Consider the following 24,092-nt stretch of genomic DNA (forward strand, 5'->3'; position numbering starts at 1 on the left):
CGGCTTCAGCAAAGTTGCGGCGGTCCAACAAAACAGAGAAAGAAGAGGTGGGTTCACATGTTATTTTCCAACATCCTTCTGGCTTACGACGGTTCCAAAGCTTCCAACCGGGCGCTCGACAAGGCGGTCCAGCTTGCGCAAGCGGCCCCCGGCTCGGTGATTAAAGTCGTGCATGCGTTCGATTTCCCTCGCGTGTTTATCGGTGAAGGATTGGCGCCGATTCCCGCCTCCGTAAACAAGGATTATTACGATCTTGCGGAACAGACGGTCGAAGAAGCGAAAAGACGCTTGGACGATGCGGGCGTGAACTACAGCGCGGAATTGATTCAAGGGGCGCCTGCGGAAACCATTTTGAAATTGGCCCAGGAGCATGGCTCGGACGTGATCGTGATCGGCAGCCGGGGACTTGGCGGAATCCGCGAATTCGTGCTTGGCAGCGTCAGCCATAACGTGGTGCAGCATGCGCGCATACCTGTTCTTGTGATTAAATAAAGCGAAAATATAAAAAACGTAAGCCAGTGTGCCGGAATCGAAAGGCATACTGGCTTGCTTTTTAGTTGGACAGACCGAAAAAACGAACATTGTAATCATATTCATTTTGATTGTTCGGGTTTGAGTTGACATGTGATGTAGGGGATTGTTAAACTGATAAGTGTAAGTCGCCTTACCGGAGACTTTCGCCAATCATCTACAACTTTCAATTAAAAACGACTCGTATAATGCCGGGAATAAGGCCCGGAAGTTTCTACCCGGAAACCGTAAATTTCCGGACTACGAGGGAATACCGCAGGGGAGGCCAGTACCTCCTTCCCCCTTGGCGCCGGCCTTTATCCGTAGGCAGCGTCCCGGGTTCGCCTGCGTATTCCTGACATGGTCCGGTAGCCTGAAAATCTCCATTTTCTTGGGACCGGGCCTTTTGGTCTTATTTTCGGCTTTCACTAGAAAAGGCATCATCCATAGCAGAACGCTTTTTTGCGAAAAACCACAGGAAAGTAGGTAGAAAGCATGTCAGCATTGGTCGCAGTGATTATGGGCAGCAAGTCGGATTGGGAAACGATGCAGCACGCGTGCAAGGTGCTCGATGAATTAAACATTCCTTATGAGAAAAAGGTCGTTTCGGCGCATCGGACGCCGGATTTGATGTTTTCTTTTGCGGAAGAAGCCGCGCAGCGGGGAATTAAAGTCATTATCGCCGGAGCGGGCGGAGCCGCGCATTTGCCGGGGATGGTCGCCTCCAAAACGGTGCTGCCGGTGATCGGCGTGCCGGTGCAGACGAAAGCGCTGAACGGACTGGATTCGCTGCTGTCCATCGTGCAGATGCCTGGGGGCATTCCGGTGGCGACGGTGGCCATCGGCCAGGCCGGCGCGACAAACGCGGGACTGTTGGCAGCTCAAATTTTGGGAGCCTCGGACCCTGTCATCCAGAACCGGGTGCAAGCGCGGCGGGATCACATCCGCAACGAAGTGATGGAAAGCAGTGATTCGCTATGAGTAACGTACAGCCAAACCAGCTCCAAGCAAAAACGCTCCTCCCGGGAGCGACGATCGGCGTTTTGGGCGGAGGCCAGCTCGGGCGGATGATGGCGCTTGCCGGGACGGCCATGGGATACCGGTTCGTCACGCTCGATCCGACGCCCGGGTCGCCGTGCGGACAAGTGACGCCGCAGATCGAAGCGGCCTACGGCGATGAAGAAGCGGCGCGGAAACTGGCAGAACGGTCGGACGTCATCACGTACGAATTCGAAAATGTCGACGCCGGCGTTGCCGCCTTGCTGGAGCGGGAATCCTACGTGCCGCAGGGCAGCGCCCTGCTGTACACGACCCAGCACCGATTGCGCGAAAAGCGGGCGATCGAAGCGGCGGGCGTTCCCGTTGCCCCGTACCGCGAAGTGACGGATTTGCAAAGCCTGGTCGTCGCGGCCGGCGAGCTTGGTCTTCCCTGCGTGCTGAAAACGGCAACCGGAGGATATGACGGCAAAGGGCAGGCGGTCATTCGCGAAGCGGACGAACTGGAAACGGCATACCGGGAGCTGGCGGCATCCGGCAGCGAACTGGTTCTGGAGAAATTCATTCCGTTCCGCGCCGAAGTTTCCGTCATCGCCGCCCGCAGCCCGAAAGGGGAAATCAAAAGCTTTCCGGTGTCGGAAAACATTCACGTGAACGGCATTTTGCATCTTTCGATCGTCCCTGCCCGGGTCGAGGAAAGCATCCAGCGGGAGGCGCGGAAGCTGGCGGAACGGCTGGCGGAAAGCCTGAACGTGGCCGGACTTCTGGCCGTCGAGATGTTCGTGACGGAGGACGGCGGACTGTACGTCAACGAGGTTGCGCCGCGTCCCCACAACTCCGGGCATTACACGATGGAGGCTTGCGCCACCTCGCAGTTCGAGCAGCATATCCGCGCGATTTGCAATCTTCCGCTGGGAGATACGACGCTGCTCAGCCCGGTCGTCATGGTGAACGTATTAGGGCAGCATTTGGATGAAGCCGTGAAGCGGGCAGGGGTGCCGGATCCTTCGCTGAATGACTTCGGCATCGTGCCTAAGCTTCATTTATATGGAAAAACTGAAAGCAAGACCGGCCGCAAAATGGGCCATATCAATTTGTTGTGCAAAGACGTCCAGCATGCGCTGGATTGGGTCGAACAAACTCATATTTGGAGGCAAGGATAATTCATGATCGAACGTTACAGCAGACCGGAAATGCGGGCCATTTGGACCGAAGAAAACAAGTTTAAGGCTTGGCTCGAAGTCGAGATTTGCGCTTGCGAGGCATGGGCGGAGCTCGGGGTCATTCCGAAGGAAGACGCCAAGCTGCTGCGGGAGAAGGCGTCCTTTGACATCGACCGCATTTACGAAATCGAGCAGGAGACGCGCCATGACGTCATCGCTTTTACGCGTACCGTGTCCGAAAGCCTCGGGCAGGAACGCAAATGGGTGCATTACGGCCTGACGTCGACCGACGTAGTGGATACGGCACTCGGTTACCTGCTGCGCCAGGCGAACGAAATCATCGAGCAGGATTTGATCCGCTTCATCGACATTTTGAAAGACAAAGCGATTGCTTACAAAGACACGCCGATGATGGGACGCACGCACGGCGTTCATGCCGAACCGACGACGTTCGGACTCAAAATGGCGTTGTGGCATGAAGAAATGAAACGGAACCTCGAGCGTTTCCGCCATGCGGCCAAAGGCGTGGAATTCGGCAAAATTTCCGGCGCCGTCGGCACGTACGCGAACATCGATCCGTTCGTCGAAGAATTCGTGTGCCGCAAGCTCGGCATCAGCCCGGCTCCGATTTCGACGCAAACGCTGCAGCGCGACCGCCATGCCGAATATATGGCGACGCTGGCGCTGATCGCGACATCGATGGACAAATTTGCGACGGAAATCCGCGCCCTGCAAAAGAGCGAGGTCCGCGAGGTGGAGGAAGCTTTTGCGAAGGGCCAAAAGGGTTCGTCGGCCATGCCGCATAAACGCAACCCGATCGGCTGCGAGAACATTTCCGGCCTGTCCCGCGTCATCCGCGGCCATATGGTCACGGCGTACGAAGACGTGGCGCTTTGGCATGAACGCGACATTTCGCATTCCTCGGTGGAGCGCGTCATTTTGCCGGATGCGACGATGCTGATCAACTATATGCTGAACCGTTTCGGCAATATCGTGAAAAACTTGACGGTATTCCCGGAAAACATGAAGCGCAACATGAGCCGCACCTTCGGCGTGCCGTTCTCCGGACGCGTCATGACCAAGCTGATCGACAAAGGCTTCAGCCGCGAGCAGGCGTACGATACCGTGCAGCCGCGGGCAATGCAGGCATGGGAGGAGCAGCGCCAGTTCCGCGAGATCATCGAGGCCACGCCGGAAATTACAAGCGTGCTGAGCCCGGAGGACATCGAAGACGCGTTTAACCCATCCTGGCATTTGAAGCATGTGGATACGATTTTCAAAAGACTTGGTTTGATATAAAGAAAAAAAGTGGATCAACATTGGACTTTTGATTTTAATGAAGCGAAAGTAGCGGAGGGGACGGAATCGATTCTTTCTATAAAAGCTTTCCGAAAGAAAGCTATATAAGTTGAACTAAAGAAATGGATAAGGAATAGGCAAGAGGGAGAAATGATTCTAGAGAAGCGAAGCGTTCGCCTTTGTGAGCGGATTTCTACCTTAATGAATGTTAAATCATAGAAATCCGGGAACAACAGCGATCGAAAGAACATTTCACCCGGCTGCCTTTATCCGTTCAAATTATTGGTTCAACTTATACCGCATCGAAAAGCATTACCGAAGCGGTCTACTTCGTCAAAAATCTAATTTCAATGTTGATCCACAACATGGGGAGGAGTCACATGACATCACCGGCCGTATCCACCGCTGTGGAACTTATTGATGCGCCGCTGCTTTACAAAGGCAAGGTTCGCGAGCTGTACGATCTGGGGGAACATACGCTGATCGTCGTCACGGACCGGATATCCGCTTTTGATTACGTGCTGGAGCCCGCCGTGCCGGAAAAAGGAAACATCCTGAACCGGCTCAGCGCCTTCTGGTTCGACCAAACGCGGGAGCTGATGGACAATCACGTGGTGCATACCGACGTGGAGCGCCTCGGACCTATCGCGAAGGACAAAACGCTTTTGAAGGACCGGATCATGGTCGTCCGCAAAGCGAAACGCATCGACATCGAATGCGTGGTCCGGGGTTACATTACCGGAGGCGGTTGGAAGCAGTATCAAGCTTCGGGCGAAGTCAACGGGATCAAGCTTCCCGAGGGCATGCGGAAAAACGAGGCGTTTCCGGAGCCGATCTTCACGCCGGCCGCGAAAAACGACGTCGGGCACGACGAAGACATTTCGATGGATGAAATGAAGGCGATGATCGGCCAGGAGCTTGCCCTTGAGCTACAGGAGAAAAGCTTGAAGCTGTATGGTTTTGCCAGGGACTACTGCGCGGAGCGCGGCATCATTCTGGCGGACTGCAAGTTCGAATTCGGCATCCTGGACGGCCGGGTCATCCTCATCGACGAAATTTTCACTCCGGATTGCTCCCGGTTCTGGGCGAAAGAAAAGTATGCGCTGGACATCGAAATCGACAGCATGGACAAACAGCCTGTCCGCACGTATTTGGCGTCGACGACATGGGACCAAAACAGCCAGCCGGATCCGCTTCCGGCTGAAGTGGTGGAAGAAACCACCCGCCGCTATCAGGATATTTATCATCGGTTGACGGAGCGGGCGTAAGGCCTGTTCAACATAAATAGAAGTTTTAAAAGGAACTTTACGTCATAAATAGTACAGGAACTAATGTAAGTATTGAGTCTTAAAATAGCATTTATCATCAGCTCATTCTATCGATCTAACCTGAGGAGGAACTAGAGGAATATGTTGAAAGCTACGGTCTATGTCACGATTAAGCAGGGCGTACTCGATCCGCAAGGCGTTGCGGTGCAGGGAGCGCTGCATTCGATGGGGTTTCAGGAAGTAGAGAGTGTGCGCATCGGCAAATATATGGAACTTAGCCTGGGCACGGATGACCGTGCCGAGGCCGAGCGCCGCGTCAAAGAGATGTGCGAAAAGCTTTTGGCAAACACGGTGGTTGAGGATTACCGTTACGAATTGGAGGGCTAACATCCATGAAATTTGCAGTTCTCGTTTTTCCTGGCTCCAACTGCGACATCGACTGCTACAAAGCGGTGCAGGAAACGGTTGGAGAGCCTGTCGATTACGTGTGGCATACGGCTACCGATCTTTCCGCATATGACTGCATTCTGGTTCCGGGCGGTTTTTCGTACGGCGACTACCTGCGCTGCGGGGCGATTTCCCGGTTTGCGCCGGTCATGAGCGAAGTGGCGAAAGCGGCGGAAGAAGGCAAATACATTCTTGGCATCTGCAACGGGTTTCAGATTTTGACGGAAGCGGGCTTGCTGCCCGGCGTGCTGCTCCGCAACACGTCCCTGAAATTCCGCTGCCATGACACGGTGCTTCAGGTCGTGAACAATAAAACGCCGTTTACGAACGATTTTGCGCCGAACGAAGAAATCGTCATCCCGATCGCCCATGGCGAAGGCAATTATTATTGCGACGAAGAGACGTTAAAAGAGCTTCAGCAAAATAATCAGATCGTGTTTACGTACAAAGACAATCCGAACGGCTCCCTGGCCGACATTGCCGGCATTTCCAACAAACGGGGCAACGTCGTCGGTATGATGCCGCATCCGGAGCGGGCGGTCAGCGAATTGCTCGGCTCTGCGGACGGAAAGCGCATGTTTACATCAATCCTGAAGGCTTGGAGGGATACCCATGGCACAGCAAGTGTCCGCTAAGGAACCGACCGCACAGCAGATTGCGGAACAGAAAATTTATCAGCAGTTTGGCGTATCGGACAGCGAATATGAACTGATTTGCTCGTTTATGGGCCGCCTCCCGAACTATACGGAAATCGGCGTTTTCAGCGTCATGTGGTCCGAGCATTGCGCGTACAAAAACTCGAAGCCGCTTTTGCGCCGCTTCCCGACCAGCGGGCCTCGCGTCCTGATGGGTCCTGGCGAAGGCGCGGGCATCGTCGACATCGGCGACAACCAGGCCGTCGTATTCAAAATCGAAAGCCATAACCATCCATCGGCCGTCGAGCCTTACCAAGGCGCGGCGACCGGGGTGGGCGGCATCATCCGCGACATTTTCTCCATGGGCGCAAGACCGGTGGCCCTCTTGAATTCCCTCCGTTTCGGCAAGCTGGAGAGCGAACGCGTCAAATACTTGTTTGAACATGTCGTTTCGGGCATCGCGGGATACGGCAACTGTATCGGCATTCCGACCGTGGCGGGCGAAGTGATGTTCGACAACAGCTACGACGGCAATCCGCTCGTCAACGCGATGTGCGTCGGACTCATCGATCATGACAAAATCCAGCGCGGCGTCGCCAAAGGCGTCGGCAACCCGGTATTTTACGTCGGACCTCCGACGGGCCGCGACGGCATCCATGGCGCGACGTTCGCCTCCGTGGAGCTGAGCGAAGAGTCGGAAGCCAAGAAAACGGCCGTTCAGGTCGGCGATCCGTTCATGGAAAAACTCGTGATGGAAGCCTGTCTTGAGCTGATCGACACCGGCATCGTGCTCGGCATTCAGGATATGGGCGCAGCGGGCCTCACCTGCTCCAGCGCGGAAATGGCGAGCAAGGCGGGCAACGGCCTCGAGCTGTACCTGGACCAGGTGCCGCAGCGCGAGGAAGGCATGACGCCGTATGAAATGATGCTTTCCGAATCGCAGGAACGGATGCTGTTCGTCGTTGAACCGAAGGACGAAGCCCAAGCCATGGAAATTTTCGAGCGTTGGGGCGTCATCTGCGCCAAAGTCGGCAAAGTGACGGACGACGGACGTTTGAAGCTGTTCCATCATGGCGAGCTGGTCGGCGACATGCCGGTACAGGCGCTGGTCGACGAGTGCCCGGTATACGAGAAGCCATCGAGCGTGCCTGCTTATTATGTAGAAAACGAAAATGTAGATACGCTGCGTTATGAAGAAGTCAAAGATCTGGGCGGCGCCCTGAAAAAGGTACTGGCTTCACCGACCGTCGCCAGCAAGGCGTGGGTGTACAACCAATACGACTATATGGTCCGCACCAGTACGGCGGTGCGCCCGGGTTCGGATGCGGCGGTGATCACGATCGACGGCACGCGCAAAGGGCTCGCCATGACGACGGACTGCAACGGCCGTTACGTGTACCTCGATCCGGAAGTCGGCGGCAAAATCGCCGTCAGCGAGGCGGCCCGCAACATAGTCTGCTCCGGCGCGGAGCCGCTGGCGATTACGGACAACCTGAACTTCGGCAGCCCGGAAAAGCCGGACATCTTCTGGCAAATGGAACGCGCGGTCGACGGCATGGCCGAAGCCTGCCGCGTGCTCGACACGCCGGTCATCGGCGGCAACGTCAGCTTGTACAACGAAAACGCGAGCGGCGCGATTTACCCGACGCCGGTGGTCGGCATGGTCGGCCTGCTGCATGATACGGACCATATTACAACCCAAGGCTTCAAACAGGAAGGTGACGTCATCTTCCTGCTCGGCGACACGAAAGCCGAACTTGGAGGCAGCGAATTCCAATATGCCGTTCACGGTGTTACGGAAGGACGTCCGCCGGCGCTTGATTTGGATACGGAGAAAACATTGCTTGCCGGCGTGCTCGGCGCGATCCAGAGCGGGCTTGTCCAATCCGCGCATGACCTGTCCGAAGGCGGGCTCGCGGTCGCTTTGGCGGAATCCTGCATCAGCGGTTCCATTGGCGCCCAAGTTTCGCTCAGCACGCCGCTGCGCAGCGACGTGGCGCTCTTCAGCGAATCGCAGTCGCGGATTCTGCTGTCCGCAAGCCGGGAGCAAGCCGACAAGCTGGAAGCCTATCTGTCCGAACGCGGAGTGCCCGTGACGCGGATCGGTTCCGTCGGCGGCGAAAGCCTGGCCGTGACGATCAACGACGCGCAGGCCGTGAACGAACCGGTGGAAGGTTTGCGCCAGGTCTGGGAGGATGCGATTCCATGTCTCATGAAATAGCATCCCAGCCGCTGTGGACCGGAGACTATTATAACGAAGGGGCCGGCAAGGAAGGCCTGTTCGACAAATTAAAGGAAGAATGCGGCGTATTCGGGGTGTACGGACACTCCGATGCCGCATCCCTTTCCTATTACGGGCTGCATGCCCTGCAGCACCGGGGGGAAGAAAGCGCCGGGATATGCGTCAGCGACGGTCAGGAGTTTCATTTCCACCGCGGCATGGGGCTGGTGAAGGAGGTCTTCGACAAAGACCTGCTGTCGTCTCTTGCCGGCTCCATCTCCATCGGCCATGTCCGGTATTCGACCAGCGGCGACAGCAAGCTGGCGAACGCGCAGCCGCTTGTGTTCAAATACCGCGCGGGGGATCTCGCCGTGGCAACCAACGGCAATATCGTCAATGCGCCGCAAATCCGCCGCGAGCTGGAGGAAAGCGGCTCGATTTTCCAAACGACAAGCGACACCGAGGTGATCGCGCATTTGATCGCCCGTTCCCCGAAGGATTTGGTGGAAGCGGCGAAAGATGCGTTTAACCGGATCGTCGGCGGTTATGCGTTCCTGATCATGACGAACGACAAGCTGTTGGTGGCTTCCGACCCTCACGGCCTGCGCCCGCTCAGCATGGGCAAACTCGGCGATGCCTATATCTTTGCTTCCGAGACGTGCGCGTTTGAGACGATCGGCGCGGAATTCGTGCGCGACATCGAGCCGGGCGAACTGCTGGTACTGGACCGCGAAGGGCTGCATGAAGGCCGTTTTGACGAGAAAAAACACCGCAAAGCGCTGTGCGCGATGGAATACATCTACTTTGCACGTCCCGACAGCGACATGAACGGCTCGAACCAGCATGCGGCGCGCAAACGGATGGGCAGCCAAATGGCGATCGAGTCGTTTGTCGATGCGGACATCGTGACCGGCGTGCCGGATTCCAGCATTTCGGCGGCCATCGGTTATGCCGAACAGACCGGGATCCCGTATGAGCTGGGTCTCATCAAAAACAAATACACCGGCCGGACGTTCATCCAGCCGAGCCAGGAGCTGCGCGAGCAGGGCGTCAAGATGAAGCTGAGCGCCGTGCGCCGCGTGGTGGAAGGGCAGCGCGTCGTCATGATCGACGATTCGATCGTCCGCGGCACGACTTCGAGACGGATCGTCAATCTGCTCCGCGATGCGGGCGCCGTCGAGGTGCATGTGCGGATTACGTCGCCGCCGTTCAAAAACCCTTGCTTTTACGGCATCGACACGCCGGACCGGCGCGAGTTGATCGCTTCGTCACGGACCGTGGAAGAAATTTGTCGGGAGATCAATGCGGATTCGCTGGCATTTTTAAGCCCCGAAGGGTTGATCGCGGCAATCGCGGGAAATAACGAGGCGGATTATAAAGGCGGTCTTTGCCTGGCCTGCTTCGACAACGATTACCCGACGCGCCTCGATTTCGACGGCGAAGAGAAGTTCGGCTGCGGCTGTTAAGCGTTTGACCGTGATGACAGCCGTGAAAGTTCATCAGATAAAAATTTTATCACGTATACGTTAACGCTCGTTTTCATCAATCATTGATATAAAATGGAAGGGAAGTGTCGTGGGAAGTGTCTGAGGCCTACAAAAACGCCGGCGTCGATATCGCGGCAGGGAATGAAGCGGTAGAACGCATGAAAAAGCACGTGAAACGGACGTTCCGTCCCGAAGTGATGACCGATCTCGGCGGCTTCGGTGCATTGTTCGGATTAAACAAGGAGAAATATGAGGAACCGGTGCTCGTGTCGGGCACGGACGGAGTCGGCACGAAGCTGAAAATCGCCTTTGCGATGGACCGCCACGATACGATCGGGATCGATGCCGTCGCCATGTGCGTCAACGATATCGTCGTGCAGGGCGCCGAACCGCTGTTTTTCCTGGATTATCTCGCGTGCGACAAAGTCGTGCCCGAAAAAATCGAAGCCATCGTGGCCGGCATCGCCGAAGGCTGCCATCAAGCCGGCTGCGCGCTGATCGGCGGCGAAACGGCTGAGATGCCCGGCATGTACGCCGAAGGCGAATACGACATTGCCGGCTTCACCGTCGGCGTCGTCGACAAAAGCAAAATCATTAACGGCGCGGACATTGCCCCCGGCGACGCGGTGATCGGACTTTCGTCCAGCGGCGTGCACAGCAACGGCTTTTCTCTGGTTCGCAAGCTACTCCTTGAGCAGGAGGGTTACAGCCTGCAGGATTCAATTCCGGAGCTGGGAGGCACCTTGGGAGACACGCTTCTTGCGCCTACGAAAATCTACGTCAAACCGCTGCTGGCCCTGCTGGAGCAGCTGCCGGTCAAAGGCATGGCGCACATCACCGGCGGCGGGTTCATCGAAAATATTCCGCGGATGCTGCCGGATCACGTCAACGTCGACATCGAATACGGCTCCTGGCCGATTCTGCCGATCTTTGAGCTGATGCAGCGCAAAGGCTCCATTTCAAACCGCGATATGTTTACGACGTTTAATATGGGCATCGGGCTGGTTCTTGTCGTCAAGGCTGAAGACGCGGAAAAAGCGGTCGGCTTTTTGAAGGAACAAGGGGAAGAGGCCTACATCATCGGCAAAGTGACGGCGGGCGAATCGATCGTGACGTTTACGGGGGCTGACGTTTAATGGGCGTTTACCGTATCGCCGTATTTGCTTCGGGCGAGGGCAGCAATTTTCAAGCGTTGGCCGAAGCGGCAGATGCAGGCAGGCTGGGCAAAGCCGAAATCGCGCTGCTCGTTTGCGACAAACCGTCGGCGCCTGTCGTGGGACGTGCCGAGCGGCTGGGCATCCCCGCTTTCCTGTTCAAACCGAAGGATTACGAGTCCCGGGAAGCTTACGAACGCCTAATCGTCGAACAGCTTGAGGCGCATGGCGTGGATCTTGTCGTGCTTGCGGGATACATGCGGCTGCTGACGCCCGTGATCGTCGAAAAATTCAGCGGACGCCTCATCAACATCCACCCGTCGTTGCTGCCGGCATTTCCCGGGAAAGACGCGATTGGACAGGCTTTGGCATACGGCGTAAAAGTAAGCGGCGTGACGGTTCATTTTGTCGACGAAGGGATGGACACGGGGCCGATTATCGCTCAGGCGGCGATTCCGATCGCATCTGGCGAAACGCCGGAGTCTTTTGCGCAAGCGGTCCATGCCGTGGAGAGAGAACTGTATCCCGAGGTCGTATCCTGGTTTGCCCAAGGACGGGTCAAGCTGGAAGGCAGACAGGTTACAATCGTGGAATGATTTAGATGCATTTTTCGTTGAAGGAGACGACAAGTTCGGCTAAGGAATGTGAATAATCCGATGTTTTGTCATGACCGGCATGTTGAGGAGAGAAACACGGAGACCATTCGATATTTCTCGGGAAATAAAAAACGATCACCCGAATGTTAGCGTATTAACGCGAGGATGATGGAAAAGCGGCCCGCAAAGCCGTGATCGAGGAATTTCCACCATCCTCTACGACAAAGGAGGAGCATATTGTGGGTATGAAAAGAGCGCTGGTAAGCGTTTCGGATAAAACAGGCATCGTAGATTTTTGCCGCGAGCTGTCTGCACTGGGCGTGGAAATCATTTCAACGGGCGGAACCAAAAGCCTTTTGGCAAAAGAAGGCGTGCCGGTGATCGGCATTTCCGACGTGACGGGGTTTCCCGAAATTTTGGACGGACGCGTCAAAACGCTTCATCCCGCGGTTCACAGCGGCCTGCTGGCTATTCGCGACAGCGCGGATCATCAGCAGCAGATGAAGGATTTGGGGCTGGGTTATATCGATCTCGTTGTCGTTAACCTGTATCCGTTCCAGGAAACGATCGCAAAACCGGATGTGACGTATGAAGACGCCATCGAAAACATCGACATCGGCGGACCGACCATGCTCCGTTCGGCTGCCAAAAACCATGCGTTCGTAACGGTCGTCGTGGATTCGTGCGATTACAGCACCGTGATCGAGCAAATCCGCGAGCAAGGGGACACCACCCTGGAGACGCGCAAACAGCTTGCAGCCAAAGTCTTCCGCCATACAGGCGCATACGACGCCCTGATCGCCGATTATTTGTCGAACGTGACCGGCGATCCGCTGCCGGAACGTTTTACCGTGACCTACGAGAAAATCCAGGACCTCCGCTATGGGGAAAATCCGCATCAAAAAGCGGCTTTTTACCGCAAACCTCTGGCTCCATCCGGCACGCTGACGACGGCGGAGCAGCTTCATGGGAAGGAATTATCGTATAACAACATCAATGATGCCAATGCAGCGCTGCAAATCGTGAAAGAATTCGACGAACCGGCGGTCGTCGCCGTGAAGCACATGAACCCTTGCGGCGTCGGCGTGGGCGAAAGCATCTTGGAAGCTTACGAAAAAGCGTACAGCGCGGATCCGACCTCGATTTTCGGCGGCATCGTCGCGGCGAACCGGATCATCGACAGCGATACCGCGAAGCTGCTGAGCGAAATTTTCCTCGAAATCATCCTGGCTCCGGGCTTCACCGAGGAAGCGCTCGACATTTTGACGAAAAAGAAAAACATCCGTCTCCTCAAAATGGGCGAATTCGGATCCTCCAAAGAACGCAAAAGCAGCTTTGTCGTTACGTCCATCGACGGCGGCATGGTCGTACAGGAAAGCGACGTGCACGCGCTGGATGAGGCCGACCTCAAAGTTGTGACCGAACGTCAACCGACGCCGGAAGAACTCAAGCAGCTGCTGTTCGGGTGGAAAGTCGTGAAGCACGTCAAATCCAATGCGATCGTGCTCGCTGCGGACAACATGACCGTCGGCGTCGGCGCCGGGCAAATGAACCGCGTCGGTGCGGCGAAAATCGCCATTGAGCAAGCCGGAGAAAAAGCAAAAGGCGCCGTCTTGGCTTCCGATGCCTTTTTCCCGATGGGCGACACGCTGGAGCTTGCAGCCAAAGCAGGCATCACGGCCGTGATTCAGCCGGGCGGCTCCGTCCGCGACGAAGAGTCGATCAAAGTCGCAAACGAGCATGGCATCGCCATGGTGTTTACGGGCGTTAGACATTTTAAACATTAAACTTCATTCGGCGAACGGCCAATGTTATATGCACTTTGCGACTAAAAGCCGGACTTGGCATATCAGAAACGACATATGAAACTTGAGATCGGGCTCCGCCTGCTGCCGTTTTAAAGCGAATGCGGGCGGGGCCTGAATAATACATGGGAACTACAGGAGGTGAAACATGGATATTTTGGTCATTGGCGGCGGGGGCCGGGAGCATGCGATCGTCTGGGCGCTGCGGAAAAGCCCCAAAGCGGGAACGATTTACTGCGCGCCGGGAAATGCCGGCATCGGGCAAATCGCGGAGTGCGTGCCGATTGCCGTACATGAATTCGACAAGCTGACGGCTTTTGCAGCCGACAAAAACGTAGGCCTGGTCGTTGTCGGACCGGATGATCCGCTGGCGGACGGCATCGTCGATGCGTTTGAAGCGAAAAACATTCCGGTGTTCGGACCGCGCAAAAACGCGGCGGAAATCGAAGGCAGCAAAACGTTCATGAAGGATCTGCTTCATAAATACGGCATCCCGACGGCCTCTTACGAAAAATTCGACAACCATGAAGCCGCGTTGGCTTATTTGAATACGCAGCAGGCGCCGATCGTCATCAAAGCGGACGGGCTTGCAGCCGGCAAAGGCGTGACGGTCGCCCGCACGATGGAGGAAGCGCGGCAGGCCCTTCACGACATCATGGTCGCCAAAGTGTTCGGCGAATCCGGCGCGCAGGTCGTCATCGAGCAGTTCCTCGAAGGCCAGGAAATGTCGATCCTGTCCTTTGTCGACGGGGAGACGGTACGACCGATGCCGGCGGCCCAGGACCATAAGCCGATCTTCGACGGCGACCGAGGGCCGAATACCGGCGGCATGGGCACCTATTCGCCGCTGCCGCATATCGATCCGGCCATCGTGGAGAAAGCGATCGAAACCATCGTCAAACCGACCGCGAAAGCGTTGGTGGCCGAAGGCCGTCCGTTCCGCGGCGTCCTGTTCGCGGGGCTGATGATCCAGCCGGACGGCACGCCGACGACGGTGGAGTTCAACGCCCGTTTCGGCGATCCCGAAACGCAGGTGGTGCTGCCGCGGCTGAAAAGCGATCTGCTCGACATTTTCCTCGCGGCCGTCAACGGCACGCTGGCGGATGTCGATATCGAATGGAGCGACCGCGCCGCCGTTTGCGTCATTCTTGCTTCCGAAGGGTACCCGGGTTCTTACCCGAAAGGGCGGCCGATCAACGGTCTCGAACCGTCGACGGACGAAGAAGACGCGGTCGTGTTCCATGCCGGCACGGCTTTGAATGAGCAGGGGCAATACGTCACAAGCGGCGGACGTGTGCTCGGCGTCGTCGGACTGGGTGCCGATATCGCCGAAGCCCGCCAAAAAGCTTACGAAAAAGCGGAGCGGATTACGTTCGAGGGCAAGCAGAACCGCACGGACATTGCCGCCAAAGCGTTGGTGTAAAGGATTAACCCCGTTAAATTAAGAGGAATATGGGAAATCTGTAAAAGGAGTCTTCGTCAACGAAGGCTCCTTTTTGCGCGTAGAAAGGAGGAGGGTTTGAATCATTTTCATCGTTTGATTGCTGCCGAAACAAACACTAACGACAAATTTCCTCTTTATTCCTTTTCCGTTATATAATACTTGTATTGGCCGATCCGCAAACGGATGATCCGGGCATCGGCTAAATACGATGTCGAACCAAAAGGAACTCAGAGTGATGGAGAAAAACTTTATCGATCAAATTTCCATATTGTTGGTGGACGATGAGCAGGGGTTGTGCGACATGCTGACAGCCGTATTGAAAAAGGAAGGTTTTCGGCAGATTCGCAGCGTGGGGACCGGAAGCGAAGCGCTCCAAATGTTGGCCGTGCTCACGGTCGATGTCATCGTGCTGGATGTGATGCTTCCGGATGAAGACGGCTTCGAGGTGTGCCGGAAAATGCGCAAAATGACCGAAGCGCCGATTCTTTTTTTGACCGCCAGGGACACCGATTTGGACAAGCTGATGGGGTTTGGGATCGGCGGGGACGATTATATCACCAAACCGTTTAACCCTTTGGAGGTTGTCGCCCGCATTAAAGCCCGTTTGAAATACAAGATGCGGGAAGAAAAAGCGGCGGCCCAGCCAGCGATATTGGATTACAACTATTTCCGGGTTGAGCCTGAGGCCGGGGAGCTCATCGTAGACGGGAAGCGGATGGAATGCCCGGCCCGCGAATGGGAACTGCTCGTATTTTTATGCCGTCATCCGAACCGTATTTTCAGCACGCGCCACTTATACGAAGCGGTCTGGAACGAGCCTTATCTCGGAGATGAGAAGACCGTTGTGATCCATATCTCCCGGCTGCGGAAAAAGATTGAACCCGACCCGGGCCATCCCCGCTTTCTTGTGAACGTCAGGGGGCTTGGCTACAAAATGGTTGCCCCGAGGAAGGGGCAGGAATGAAGCCATGATCAAAATGGCGATTCGTTTTATTCAGTTTACCCTCGTGTTGGTGGCGGCTTCCGTTGCTAGTTTTATTATACTTGCGATTGTCCTTATTTATCTTCGGGAAGTCATAACTCCGCTGCAGTTCATATCCACTAGAACATTACTGTTTTCAATTGGGCTCATTCAAATCGTCTTATTTATTTTGGCTTGCGGCTGGAGCGTTGGCAAACCCCTGATCTATTTCATTCGTTGGATCCACCGTTTATACGATGGGAACTACCAACAGCCCGAGGACCATGTTCGGAAGCAATCCAAGGGTGCCGTACACGAAAAAAGCTATCGTTATCCTTATGCGTTATACAAGGAATTGTTGGAGGAGATGAGCCAGTTATCGGAGCAGCTGCGTCAGAGCGAAGCGGATCGGCTGAATATGGAAGCCAAAAAGCAGGAGTGGATTTCGTCCATCAGTCACGACCTGAAAACGCCGCTGTCCTATATTGAGGGCTACGCCCACATGTTAACCGCAGCCGAGTATCATTGGACAGATGAAGAAAAGTCGAATTTCAGCAGGCAGATCAGCGATAAGACGGCCGACATCAAAAGGCTGATCCAGGATTTGAATCATACGAACCGCTGGCCGGTAGAGCCATTTCCCATGGACCGCAAAAGGGAAGATGTGGTGAATTTTCTGCGCGATGTGGTCATCGATATCGCAAACCATCCTTTGGCGGAGCATACCCTGTTTACTTTTACGGCTTCGGAAAGCATGTATAGGATGGATTTTGACAGCAAGCTGCTCGGGAGAGCCATTCAAAACGTACTGATGAACGCCGTGATACATAATCCTCCCGGAACTCAGGTTACATGCGAATTTGCAGTTCGAGATAACAGCGGGTTCATTGTGATCGAGGACAATGGAGTCGGGATCGGCGAGGGCGTGCTGAAGGAGGGGATGGTTCATTCCGGCAAAGGGATCGCGATCGCCAGAGCCTTTGTCGAAGCGCATTCCGGACGGATGAACATCATGAGGGCCGACGGCGGGGGCACCCGGGTTGAGATCACATTGCCGAGTTAGGCCGATGAATTAGGCTGCCGTTTATTCCTTGTTTACCTGTTATTTACCCTGCATTGCTACACTTGAGATGTTGGTTAAGATGCAAGCAGGAGGAATAAACAATGACGGATTATGCAATCGACACCCATCAGCTAACGCGAAGGTTTGGACAACGGGAGACGGTGAAGCGGATTGACCTGAAGGTTCCGAAGCGGGAGATCTATGGATTTTTGGGGCCGAACGGAGCCGGGAAAACAACCACGATCCGGATGCTCCTTGGTTTGATACGCGCTTCGTCCGGAGATATCCGCATTTTGGGCAAAGATCTGAACAAAAACCGAATGGAGATATTAAAAGATGTGGGATCGCTCGTCGAATCTCCGTCTTACTATGCCCATCTTTCAGGCTATAAAAATCTGAAAATCGTAACACTGATGCACGGGATTCCGGAATCCAGAATCAACGAGGTGTTGCAATGGGTCCGGCTGGAGCAAGCCGCCCATCGTCCGGTGAAGGGGTATTCCCTTGGCATGAAACAGCGGCTGGGCATTGCGATGGCGCTGATTACAAAGCCCAAGCTGCTGATTCTGGACGAGCCGACGAACGGCTTGGACCCATCCGGCATACAAGAAATCCGCGAGCTGATTACGCGGCTGCCCCGTGACTTTGACATCACGGTTTTGCTCTCCAGCCACCTCTTGAGTGAAATTGAGCAGGTGGCCACCTATGTAGGGATTATTAACCATGGAGAATTGATCTTCCAAGGGCCGCTTCAGGAATTGACCGAACGAAGCAGGCCTTATGTATGGATGGAAATCGACCGGCCTATGGAAGCCGCGGCTGCCTTAAACGACAACGGATGGGATGCGGAGCCGGATGCAGCGACAGGTCAGCTTAGAACCTCCGTAACCGGTCGGAAGGAATCGGCCGAAATGATCCGATATCTTGTTGGACGGCGGCATGATGTCTACAGGGTAACGGAGAAGAAAAAGACCCTTGAAGAAATTTTCCTTGAATTGACCGGGCAGGAGCAAAGCTTATGAATATGGAGCTGATCCGTGCCGAAGGCCTCAAACTGAAGAGGTTATGCCGCTTGATCCCTTTTTTTCAAGGCATCATTTTAATCAGCATGACGGCGCTCGAATGGTATCTCTATTTTCGGCAAGGACCCGGGGGAGTCTATGCGGGTTTTGCCGTCATGTATATGTTTATCTCGTTTGTTTTTTTATTGGGCATTACGATTCTTGCCAGCATAATGGCAGGTACGGAGCACGAAACGAAGGCTTGGAAGCAGCTGCTGGCCATGCCGATCCCCAAAGGATCGGTTTATCTGGCGAAATTGCTGTGGATTTTCATTTTGCAGCTGTGCACCGTGGCGATTACGGTCGTGGGCATGTGCATCATTTGGTTTTTATATACGAGCGAACCGCTGCCGTGGAAAATCCTGATCTTACAGCCGCTTTTCGTCTGCTTGTCTTCCCTGCCGATGATGGCGATCCAGCTGTGGTTTTCCACCGTGTTTTCCAATCAAGCGCTGCCGCTGGCTATAGGAATATTCGGCTCCATTTCCAGCCTGTTTTTGGCCCGAAGCAGTTCTTTCATCATTCATCTTCTTCCTTGGTCATATCCCGCTTTATCCAGTCCGCTTATTCCCGGTCATGTCCAGTGGATTTGGATATCGCTAGGCATGGGATTATGGTTGTCGATCCTGGGAGCTTTCATGTTCGCCAGAAGAGAGTTTGAATAGGAGGAACGGAAGACATGAAAATGCTTTTGCGTGCCGAAGCGATGAAAACCCAATGGAACATTGTTTTTTTGCTGGCTTTGCTGGATACGCTGATCAATGCAGCCATGGGCGTGGAGCAGCTCCAAAGCCTGAAGGAATTTTTCGCGCCGAGCTGGACGACCCTTTATATCCACAGCGTGAATCTTCATTCTATGTTTTTCTATCCCCTCTATTGCGGGATTCTGGCTTCCTTATTGTGTATGTACGAGCACCGGGACGGGGGCTGGAAGATCGTGCTTGGATCTCCCGGTCCGCGGCATAACGTATTCTATGCCAAATACTTGGTGTTAATCGGGATTCTGGCATTGGTGCAACTTGTATTCATGTTGGGCTACCTTGCCGCAGGCAAGCTGGCGGGTGCTCCGGGAAGCATTCCTTGGGGAACGTTGCTGTATACCGGACTTGGGGGATGGATCGGCATTCTGCCGCTCGCGGCCCTGCAGCTGATCGTTTCCATTAAAGTGCGCAGTTTCGGCGCTTCCCTGGCGTTGTCCGTAGGTTATGTCGTGCCGAACATCGTGCTGACCGGGTTTCATTCCGCGATCGGAGCCTGGCTTCCGTTTACGATTCCCTATTATGTGATGATGCCGCAGGCGGCCATCTATGCCCCAAGGGTCGAACCATACAGCTTATGGGCCATTACGTTGGTGACGGGAGCGGCTTATTTGCTTGTCGGGCAGCGCTTTTTTGAAAAAAGAGACTGGTTATAACATGATCGATTGTGGCATGATCAGCGGGCGTAACCTTTCGGGGTATGCTCATGGTGATGCCTTTTCGCATTTATCGTTATTTCCACCAGGCAGCTGACTCTTGTTACCTCGAAAAAAACACCTTCAAAGATGCCTCCATACCTTAAAGAGATGGTTGCATGTTTTTGAAGGTGTTTTATTTTGCCTCGTTATAGATTGTCAAGCAGGTTGTCCGCAGTGAGTTGGATGTGCGTTCTAAAGATGTCGACGGCACGCTCGCTGTCGCGGCTAAGAACGGCATCGGTTAATGCCTTGTGTTCGGCGCGGCCATCGCGAGTTGGCTGCTGTTGGAACGACCAATGTCGATAAAATTCGCTCAAATCCCAAAGGCGTCTGCAGATATCAAGGAGAAGTAAATTCGGACATGCGGCGATAAGCTGGTAATGAAATTGACGGTGGATGTCGGACCACTCTTCGAGAATGGCAAGCTTTTGATCCACTTCCTCGTATTCGGCCGTTTGCGATAATTTGTGGTGAAGGGCGATGACATTGGATTCCCAGGTGAGATCGCCATGGGCGATGGACAGGCGTAATGCTGCGGATTCATTGATCAACCGCGCTTCTATGATGCTTTTCAATTCTTCTTCCGACGCCGTTTTCACGGAAAAGCCGTGATTCGGGTTTTGCAAAACGAGGCCTTGGGCCGCTAACCGTGTTAGAGCTTCCCGAACGACGGCAACCGAGACATCGAAACTTTTGGTTAGTTCCGAAACGGTTAATGGAGAGCCCGGTTCATATTTCCCGGCCAAAATATCATGCCGGAGTTTCTTTGTAACATTTTCACTTAAAGTGGACGAACCGTTTCTTTTCGCCATGAAGCCGACACCATCCTTTATAACATCGGGAATATCCACGTTTAAATAATTTACACTGAAACCTATAAAAAAACAAGCAGAAATTCGAAAATCAAAACATAAAAATATTTATATTTACAGAATCGATTCTTGTATATATAATCGAGTCATACAAAAAAAGGAGGAATCTACAGTGAACAACAACCCATTTGCCAAATTGCCGGAAGTCGCAGCCTTTCAGGTAACGAGTAACGATATTGTGGAGGGCTTTCCCTTGCCTCCCCAGCAATACGCGTCTGGAGTGGAGGGGGGCAAAGATCTTTCGCCTCATTTGAAATGGTCGGGTGCGCCCGAAGGCACGAAGAGCTTCGCCGTTACCGCGTATGACCCCGATGCCCCGACCGGATCGGGCCTGTGGCACTGGGCGGTCATCAACATCCCTGCCGGCGTTACCGAGCTGCCGACCGGCGCAGGCGACGAGCATGGCAGCGGCTTGCCGCAAGGCGCCTTGCAACTGCCGAACGATTTGCGGCTTGAACGGTTTATCGGTGCGGCGCCTCCAGCCGGACACGGTCCTCATCGGTATTATTTTGTCGTCCATGCGCTGGATGTCGAGAAGATCGGCGTTGACCCAAGCGCCACGCCGGCTCTCCTGGGATTCACCATGCTGGGTCATACGCTGGGGAGAGCAGTCCTCATGGCAACAGGGGAAATGAAGTAACCCCATGATCCGCATGCTGCAAAGGGGGAGAAACGCCAGATGCTTCAACCGGAGCATCGTCATATAAGGAAGGAGAGGTGAAGCAAAACGGTTCGTCATCGAATTGTATGTCCCGTATGCCGCCAACCGATTAAAAATTTGAAGCATACGATCATTTGCGGCTGTGGGAGCAAAATCAAAAACAAAATTGCCATTAAGAAGGCGGGAGCATCATGAAGCCGATCCATGAACAAACGATTCTTGTGACGGGAGCGACGGACGGCATCGGCAAACAGACCGCGATCGATTTGGCGTCGCGGGGAGCGACCGTTATTGTGCACGGGAGAAATGGCGAGCGGGGAAGGGCTGCTGTGGATCAGATCGTCCGGTTCACGGGAAACGAAAACATTCGTTTTCATAAGGCGGACTTTTCGTCGCTTGCCGAAGTGCGGCGGTTCGCAGCGGAGGTACAGGCCGAGTATGCCGGTCTCGATGCGCTGATCAACAACGCGGGTACCGGTGGATCAGGAGCGCGCGCCTTAAGCCGGGACGGATATGAGCTTATGCTTGCCGTCAATTATTTGGCCCCGTTTCTGCTGACCGGTTTGCTGCTGCCCATGTTGGAGGCTAATTCGGCGCGGGTCGTGAATGTTGCGTCCGCAAGTCAGAAACGGATCGATCTATCCGACTTGATGCTGGAACGAGGTTATTCGCCGTTAGCGGCCTATCAGCAAAGCAAGCTGGCACTCGTAGCGTTCACGTTCGAGTTGGCCGAAACTTTCCGGAGTTCCGGGATCACCAGCAACTGCTTGCATCCCGGAACGTACCTCGATACGAAAATGGTGCGCGAAAGCGGAGTTACTCCGCTGGGCAGCGTTCATACCGGAGCAGATGCGGTCGTCCATTTGGCTGTTTCGGCCGAACTCGAAGGAGTGACGGGGAAATACTTCGATCGCAAAAGGGAAGCAGCTGCCGACAAGCAAGCCTATGACGGCCCATTTCGCCGCAGGCTGTGGGATCTCAGCGCGCGCTTGACCGGTTTGGATCAAACAAGGCAGCCGCAATGATAGCCCAGTGGAACAAGTGGCGCTGCGGACTTTGAACGATATACGAATGTTTTGGAGAATCAAAGACCGGGATTCCTTGATGAACAAGGAGTTCCGGTCTTTTACTTTATGATTCGTGAGCAACGATTCACTTCGCGTAGGGTTTTCACTTATTGTTGGCAGGCCCGCTAAATCAAACCCCTTGCTATTTATCTTCAAATCACATATTATATAATTAATAATCTTGAATTAAAGATTTTACAAAAAGGAGGTATTATGACCATGCTAAAAACGGCAGGTATTCACCATATTACGGCATTCGTCAATAACGCGCAGCAAAACGTCGATTTTCACGCCGGCGTACTCGGATTGAGACTGGTCAAAAAGACGATTAACTTTGACGCGCCGGAAGTATATCATTTATATTTTGGCAACGAAAACGGCAGCCCCGGCACGATCATCACGTTTTTTCCGCAGGACAACGCGAGAACGGGCGTCATCGGCGGCGGTCAAGTAAGTATTACGGTATACGCTATTCCGGCCGGCAGCAAGGACTTTTGGACGAAACGCCTCGATTCCTTTGGCATCCGTCATGAAACGACGACCCGGTTCGGAGAGAGCTACCTGCGTTTCTTCGATCCATCGGGATTGCAAATCGAGCTCGTGGAACGCGAGGAAGGAGCGCCAAGCCGCTGGTCCTTTAACGGCATTCCGGCGGAACATGCGATCAAAGGCTTTGGAGGCGCGATGCTCAGCAGCATCTCCTCGAAAAATACGATGCTCGTGCTGGAAAAAGTGCTCGGTCTCGAGCACGTGGCCGAAGAAAACGGCCTTGTTCGCTTTAAAGGATTCGGGGACATCGGCAACATCATCGACGTCAACGCCGAAAATGCCCCGTGGGGCGATCCCGGCGCAGGCACGGTGCACCATATCGCCTGGCGGGCCAAAGACTATGAAGAACATGAACAATGGCGCGCGCTGCTGGCGGAAATCGGCTTCCAGCCGACGCCGGTCATTGACCGCCAGTATTTTAATGCGATATACTTCCGTGAACCGGGAGGTATTTTGTTCGAAATCGCGACCGATCCTCCGGGCTTTGCCCGCGACGAAACTTTCGAGGAACTGGGCACGCATTTGATGCTGCCGGAATGGTACGAGCCGCAGCGCGAATTGATCGAACAAATATTGACCAAGATTGAAGTACGTGAAGTGAAGGGGGAATTTCAATGAGCAATCTAAGCATGAAACATGTTTTTAAACAAGGTTCCGATCCGGCTGCGCCGGTGCTGGTCCTTTTGCATGGCACCGGGGGCAACGAGCATGACCTGCTGCCGCTGGCCGAGATGCTGTCGCCGGAATCGTCCGTGCTGGGCGTGCGCGGCAACGTGCTCGAAAACGGCATGCCGCGCTTTTTCCGCCGGTTGGCGGAAGGCGTGTTCGACGAAGAGGATTTGGTGTTCCGCACGAAAGAGCTGAACGATTTTCTCGACGAAGCGGCGAAGGAATACGGCTTGCAGCGCGAGCGCATGATCGCCGTCGGCTTCTCGAACGGCGCCAACATCGCCGCCAGCCTGCTGTTCCATTACGAACATGCGCTGTGGGGAGCGGTGCTGCTCCATCCGATGGTGCCGCTGCGCGGCAAGCAGCTGCCGGATCTGACCGGGGTTCCGGTCTTTATCGGCGCAGGCAAAAACGACCCGCTCTGCTCCGTGTCCGAAACGGAAGAACTGCAGTCGCTTCTGGCCGGAGCGGGAGCCGAGGTTCAGGTGCATTGGGACAACCAAGGCCATCAGTTGAGTAAAAGGGAGCTGTACGCCGCCTCCGACTGGCTGGATAACCGTTTCTAATCTATAAGGGAGAACCTCCTGTCCGACATGGGGCGGGAGGTTTTTTGCGTTCGGGCGATCCCATCTCCGTATATCGGTTTTTCCTAAATTACTCTTGAAAAATGGCAGCAAAAAAGGTACGGTACTGAGTAATAAACTTTTA

23 protein-coding genes and 1 riboswitch are annotated in these 24,092 nt (G+C 54.6%); of the genes, 22 read left to right on the forward strand and 1 reads right to left on the reverse strand.

The window, feature by feature from the left end:
* The first annotated feature begins 57 nt into the window (after positions 1–57).
* The 18 genes from MKY58_RS03230 to MKY58_RS03315 all read left to right on the forward strand — a co-directional run bounded on the left by MKY58_RS03230 (position 58) and on the right by MKY58_RS03315 (position 19,524).
* The gene (locus tag MKY58_RS03230; RefSeq protein WP_036714255.1) at positions 58–492 is read left to right on the forward strand and encodes a universal stress protein; all 435 of its coding nucleotides are present in this window, start codon (positions 58–60) and stop codon (positions 490–492) included.
* Positions 493–692: 200 nt separating this feature from the next.
* Positions 693–794: riboswitch (purine riboswitch) on the forward strand.
* Between the two features lie 211 nt (positions 795–1,005).
* A complete protein-coding gene (purE, locus tag MKY58_RS03235) occupies positions 1,006–1,491 on the forward strand; it encodes a 5-(carboxyamino)imidazole ribonucleotide mutase (protein WP_212952428.1) in 486 nt (161 codons plus the stop codon).
* Positions 1,488–2,669, forward strand: a complete 1,182-nt coding sequence (purK, locus tag MKY58_RS03240; protein ID WP_339323439.1) for a 5-(carboxyamino)imidazole ribonucleotide synthase — start codon at positions 1,488–1,490, stop codon at positions 2,667–2,669. The genes purE and purK overlap by 4 nt, the downstream gene beginning before the upstream one ends.
* A 3-nt stretch (positions 2,670–2,672) precedes the next feature.
* Positions 2,673–3,968 (forward strand): adenylosuccinate lyase, encoded by a 1,296-nt coding sequence (gene purB, locus MKY58_RS03245; protein WP_212952432.1) that lies wholly within the window; start codon positions 2,673–2,675, stop codon positions 3,966–3,968.
* 380 nt (positions 3,969–4,348) lie between these two features.
* A complete protein-coding gene (locus tag MKY58_RS03250; RefSeq protein ID WP_339323440.1) occupies positions 4,349–5,236 on the forward strand; it encodes a phosphoribosylaminoimidazolesuccinocarboxamide synthase in 888 nt (295 codons plus the stop codon).
* Between the two features lie 141 nt (positions 5,237–5,377).
* Positions 5,378–5,623 (forward strand): phosphoribosylformylglycinamidine synthase subunit PurS, encoded by a 246-nt coding sequence (purS, locus tag MKY58_RS03255; RefSeq protein WP_339323441.1) that lies wholly within the window; start codon positions 5,378–5,380, stop codon positions 5,621–5,623.
* Positions 5,624–5,628: 5 nt separating this feature from the next.
* The gene (purQ, locus tag MKY58_RS03260) at positions 5,629–6,318 is read left to right on the forward strand and encodes a phosphoribosylformylglycinamidine synthase subunit PurQ (RefSeq protein WP_036714264.1); all 690 of its coding nucleotides are present in this window, start codon (positions 5,629–5,631) and stop codon (positions 6,316–6,318) included.
* Positions 6,296–8,539 (forward strand): phosphoribosylformylglycinamidine synthase subunit PurL, encoded by a 2,244-nt coding sequence (purL, locus tag MKY58_RS03265; protein ID WP_339323442.1) that lies wholly within the window; start codon positions 6,296–6,298, stop codon positions 8,537–8,539. The genes purQ and purL overlap by 23 nt, the downstream gene beginning before the upstream one ends.
* Positions 8,524–10,005: an amidophosphoribosyltransferase gene (purF, locus tag MKY58_RS03270; protein WP_339323443.1), complete on the forward strand. Its 1,482-nt coding sequence runs from the start codon at positions 8,524–8,526 to the stop codon at positions 10,003–10,005. The genes purL and purF overlap by 16 nt, the downstream gene beginning before the upstream one ends.
* Before the next feature lie 116 nt (positions 10,006–10,121).
* Positions 10,122–11,162, forward strand: a complete 1,041-nt coding sequence (gene purM, locus MKY58_RS03275) for a phosphoribosylformylglycinamidine cyclo-ligase (RefSeq protein ID WP_339323444.1) — start codon at positions 10,122–10,124, stop codon at positions 11,160–11,162.
* Entirely contained in the window at positions 11,162–11,776 is a 615-nt protein-coding gene (gene purN, locus MKY58_RS03280) for a phosphoribosylglycinamide formyltransferase (protein ID WP_339323445.1), read from the forward strand. Before purM ends, purN begins: the two co-directional genes overlap by 1 nt.
* A 239-nt stretch (positions 11,777–12,015) precedes the next feature.
* The gene (gene purH, locus MKY58_RS03285) at positions 12,016–13,563 is read left to right on the forward strand and encodes a bifunctional phosphoribosylaminoimidazolecarboxamide formyltransferase/IMP cyclohydrolase (RefSeq protein ID WP_339323446.1); all 1,548 of its coding nucleotides are present in this window, start codon (positions 12,016–12,018) and stop codon (positions 13,561–13,563) included.
* A gap of 166 nt (positions 13,564–13,729) precedes the next feature.
* Positions 13,730–15,004, forward strand: a complete 1,275-nt coding sequence (gene purD / locus MKY58_RS03290) for a phosphoribosylamine--glycine ligase (protein ID WP_339323447.1) — start codon at positions 13,730–13,732, stop codon at positions 15,002–15,004.
* 271 nt (positions 15,005–15,275) lie between these two features.
* On the forward strand, positions 15,276–15,989 hold the full coding sequence (locus MKY58_RS03295; RefSeq protein WP_339325035.1) for a response regulator transcription factor: 714 nt from the start codon (positions 15,276–15,278) through the stop codon (positions 15,987–15,989).
* Positions 15,990–15,993: 4 nt separating this feature from the next.
* A complete protein-coding gene (locus tag MKY58_RS03300; protein WP_339323448.1) occupies positions 15,994–17,049 on the forward strand; it encodes a HAMP domain-containing sensor histidine kinase in 1,056 nt (351 codons plus the stop codon).
* 101 nt (positions 17,050–17,150) lie between these two features.
* Positions 17,151–18,071 (forward strand): ABC transporter ATP-binding protein, encoded by a 921-nt coding sequence (locus MKY58_RS03305; RefSeq protein ID WP_212952447.1) that lies wholly within the window; start codon positions 17,151–17,153, stop codon positions 18,069–18,071.
* The gene (locus MKY58_RS03310; RefSeq protein WP_339323449.1) at positions 18,068–18,775 is read left to right on the forward strand and encodes an ABC transporter permease; all 708 of its coding nucleotides are present in this window, start codon (positions 18,068–18,070) and stop codon (positions 18,773–18,775) included. The genes MKY58_RS03305 and MKY58_RS03310 overlap by 4 nt, the downstream gene beginning before the upstream one ends.
* A gap of 14 nt (positions 18,776–18,789) precedes the next feature.
* The gene (locus tag MKY58_RS03315; RefSeq protein WP_339323450.1) at positions 18,790–19,524 is read left to right on the forward strand and encodes an ABC transporter permease; all 735 of its coding nucleotides are present in this window, start codon (positions 18,790–18,792) and stop codon (positions 19,522–19,524) included.
* A 188-nt stretch (positions 19,525–19,712) separates the two neighbouring features.
* Here the strand turns inward: MKY58_RS03315 and MKY58_RS03320 are convergent, their stop codons facing one another.
* A complete protein-coding gene (locus MKY58_RS03320) occupies positions 19,713–20,378 on the reverse strand; it encodes a GntR family transcriptional regulator (protein ID WP_339323451.1) in 666 nt (221 codons plus the stop codon).
* 253 nt (positions 20,379–20,631) lie between these two features.
* On the opposite strand from MKY58_RS03320, the gene MKY58_RS03325 reads away from it, so the two are divergent.
* The 4 genes from MKY58_RS03325 (at position 20,632) to MKY58_RS03340 (ending at position 23,950) form a co-directional block, all read left to right on the forward strand.
* Positions 20,632–21,078, forward strand: coding sequence for a YbhB/YbcL family Raf kinase inhibitor-like protein (locus tag MKY58_RS03325; protein ID WP_339323452.1), 447 nt, complete (start codon positions 20,632–20,634; stop codon positions 21,076–21,078).
* 212 nt (positions 21,079–21,290) lie between these two features.
* Positions 21,291–22,124, forward strand: a complete 834-nt coding sequence (locus MKY58_RS03330; RefSeq protein WP_339323453.1) for an SDR family NAD(P)-dependent oxidoreductase — start codon at positions 21,291–21,293, stop codon at positions 22,122–22,124.
* 255 nt (positions 22,125–22,379) lie between these two features.
* A complete protein-coding gene (locus MKY58_RS03335) occupies positions 22,380–23,333 on the forward strand; it encodes a ring-cleaving dioxygenase (protein ID WP_339323454.1) in 954 nt (317 codons plus the stop codon).
* Positions 23,334–23,344: 11 nt separating this feature from the next.
* Positions 23,345–23,950: an alpha/beta hydrolase gene (locus tag MKY58_RS03340; RefSeq protein ID WP_081992707.1), complete on the forward strand. Its 606-nt coding sequence runs from the start codon at positions 23,345–23,347 to the stop codon at positions 23,948–23,950.
* Positions 23,951–24,092: the final 142 nt, after the last annotated feature.

It is taken from the genome of Paenibacillus sp. FSL W8-0194, assembly GCF_037969745.1.
Lineage (GTDB): Bacteria > Bacillota > Bacilli > Paenibacillales > Paenibacillaceae > Paenibacillus_AQ > Paenibacillus_AQ cookii.

Bases quoted from the DNA above. Each gene is read 5' to 3' on its own strand.
- purS (WP_339323441.1), top strand. From the start codon at position 5,378: ATGTTGAAAGCTACGGTCTATGTCACGATTAAGCAGGGCGTACTCGAT.
- MKY58_RS03250 (WP_339323440.1), top strand. From the start codon at position 4,349: ATGACATCACCGGCCGTATCCACCGCTGTGGAACTTATTGATGCGCCG.
- MKY58_RS03330 (WP_339323453.1), top strand. From the start codon at position 21,291: ATGAAGCCGATCCATGAACAAACGATTCTTGTGACGGGAGCGACGGAC.
- purD (WP_339323447.1), top strand. From the start codon at position 13,730: ATGGATATTTTGGTCATTGGCGGCGGGGGCCGGGAGCATGCGATCGTC.
- purB (WP_212952432.1), top strand. From the start codon at position 2,673: ATGATCGAACGTTACAGCAGACCGGAAATGCGGGCCATTTGGACCGAA.
- MKY58_RS03335 (WP_339323454.1), top strand. From the start codon at position 22,380: ATGACCATGCTAAAAACGGCAGGTATTCACCATATTACGGCATTCGTC.
- purL (WP_339323442.1), top strand. From the start codon at position 6,296: ATGGCACAGCAAGTGTCCGCTAAGGAACCGACCGCACAGCAGATTGCG.
- MKY58_RS03310 (WP_339323449.1), top strand. From the start codon at position 18,068: ATGAATATGGAGCTGATCCGTGCCGAAGGCCTCAAACTGAAGAGGTTA.
- purQ (WP_036714264.1), top strand. From the start codon at position 5,629: ATGAAATTTGCAGTTCTCGTTTTTCCTGGCTCCAACTGCGACATCGAC.
- MKY58_RS03320 (WP_339323451.1), bottom strand. From the start codon at position 20,378: ATGGCGAAAAGAAACGGTTCGTCCACTTTAAGTGAAAATGTTACAAAG.
- MKY58_RS03315 (WP_339323450.1), top strand. From the start codon at position 18,790: ATGAAAATGCTTTTGCGTGCCGAAGCGATGAAAACCCAATGGAACATT.
- purK (WP_339323439.1), top strand. From the start codon at position 1,488: ATGAGTAACGTACAGCCAAACCAGCTCCAAGCAAAAACGCTCCTCCCG.
- MKY58_RS03305 (WP_212952447.1), top strand. From the start codon at position 17,151: ATGACGGATTATGCAATCGACACCCATCAGCTAACGCGAAGGTTTGGA.
- purF (WP_339323443.1), top strand. From the start codon at position 8,524: ATGTCTCATGAAATAGCATCCCAGCCGCTGTGGACCGGAGACTATTAT.
- MKY58_RS03230 (WP_036714255.1), top strand. From the start codon at position 58: ATGTTATTTTCCAACATCCTTCTGGCTTACGACGGTTCCAAAGCTTCC.
- MKY58_RS03300 (WP_339323448.1), top strand. From the start codon at position 15,994: ATGATCAAAATGGCGATTCGTTTTATTCAGTTTACCCTCGTGTTGGTG.
- MKY58_RS03340 (WP_081992707.1), top strand. From the start codon at position 23,345: ATGAAACATGTTTTTAAACAAGGTTCCGATCCGGCTGCGCCGGTGCTG.
- purN (WP_339323445.1), top strand. From the start codon at position 11,162: ATGGGCGTTTACCGTATCGCCGTATTTGCTTCGGGCGAGGGCAGCAAT.
- purE (WP_212952428.1), top strand. From the start codon at position 1,006: ATGTCAGCATTGGTCGCAGTGATTATGGGCAGCAAGTCGGATTGGGAA.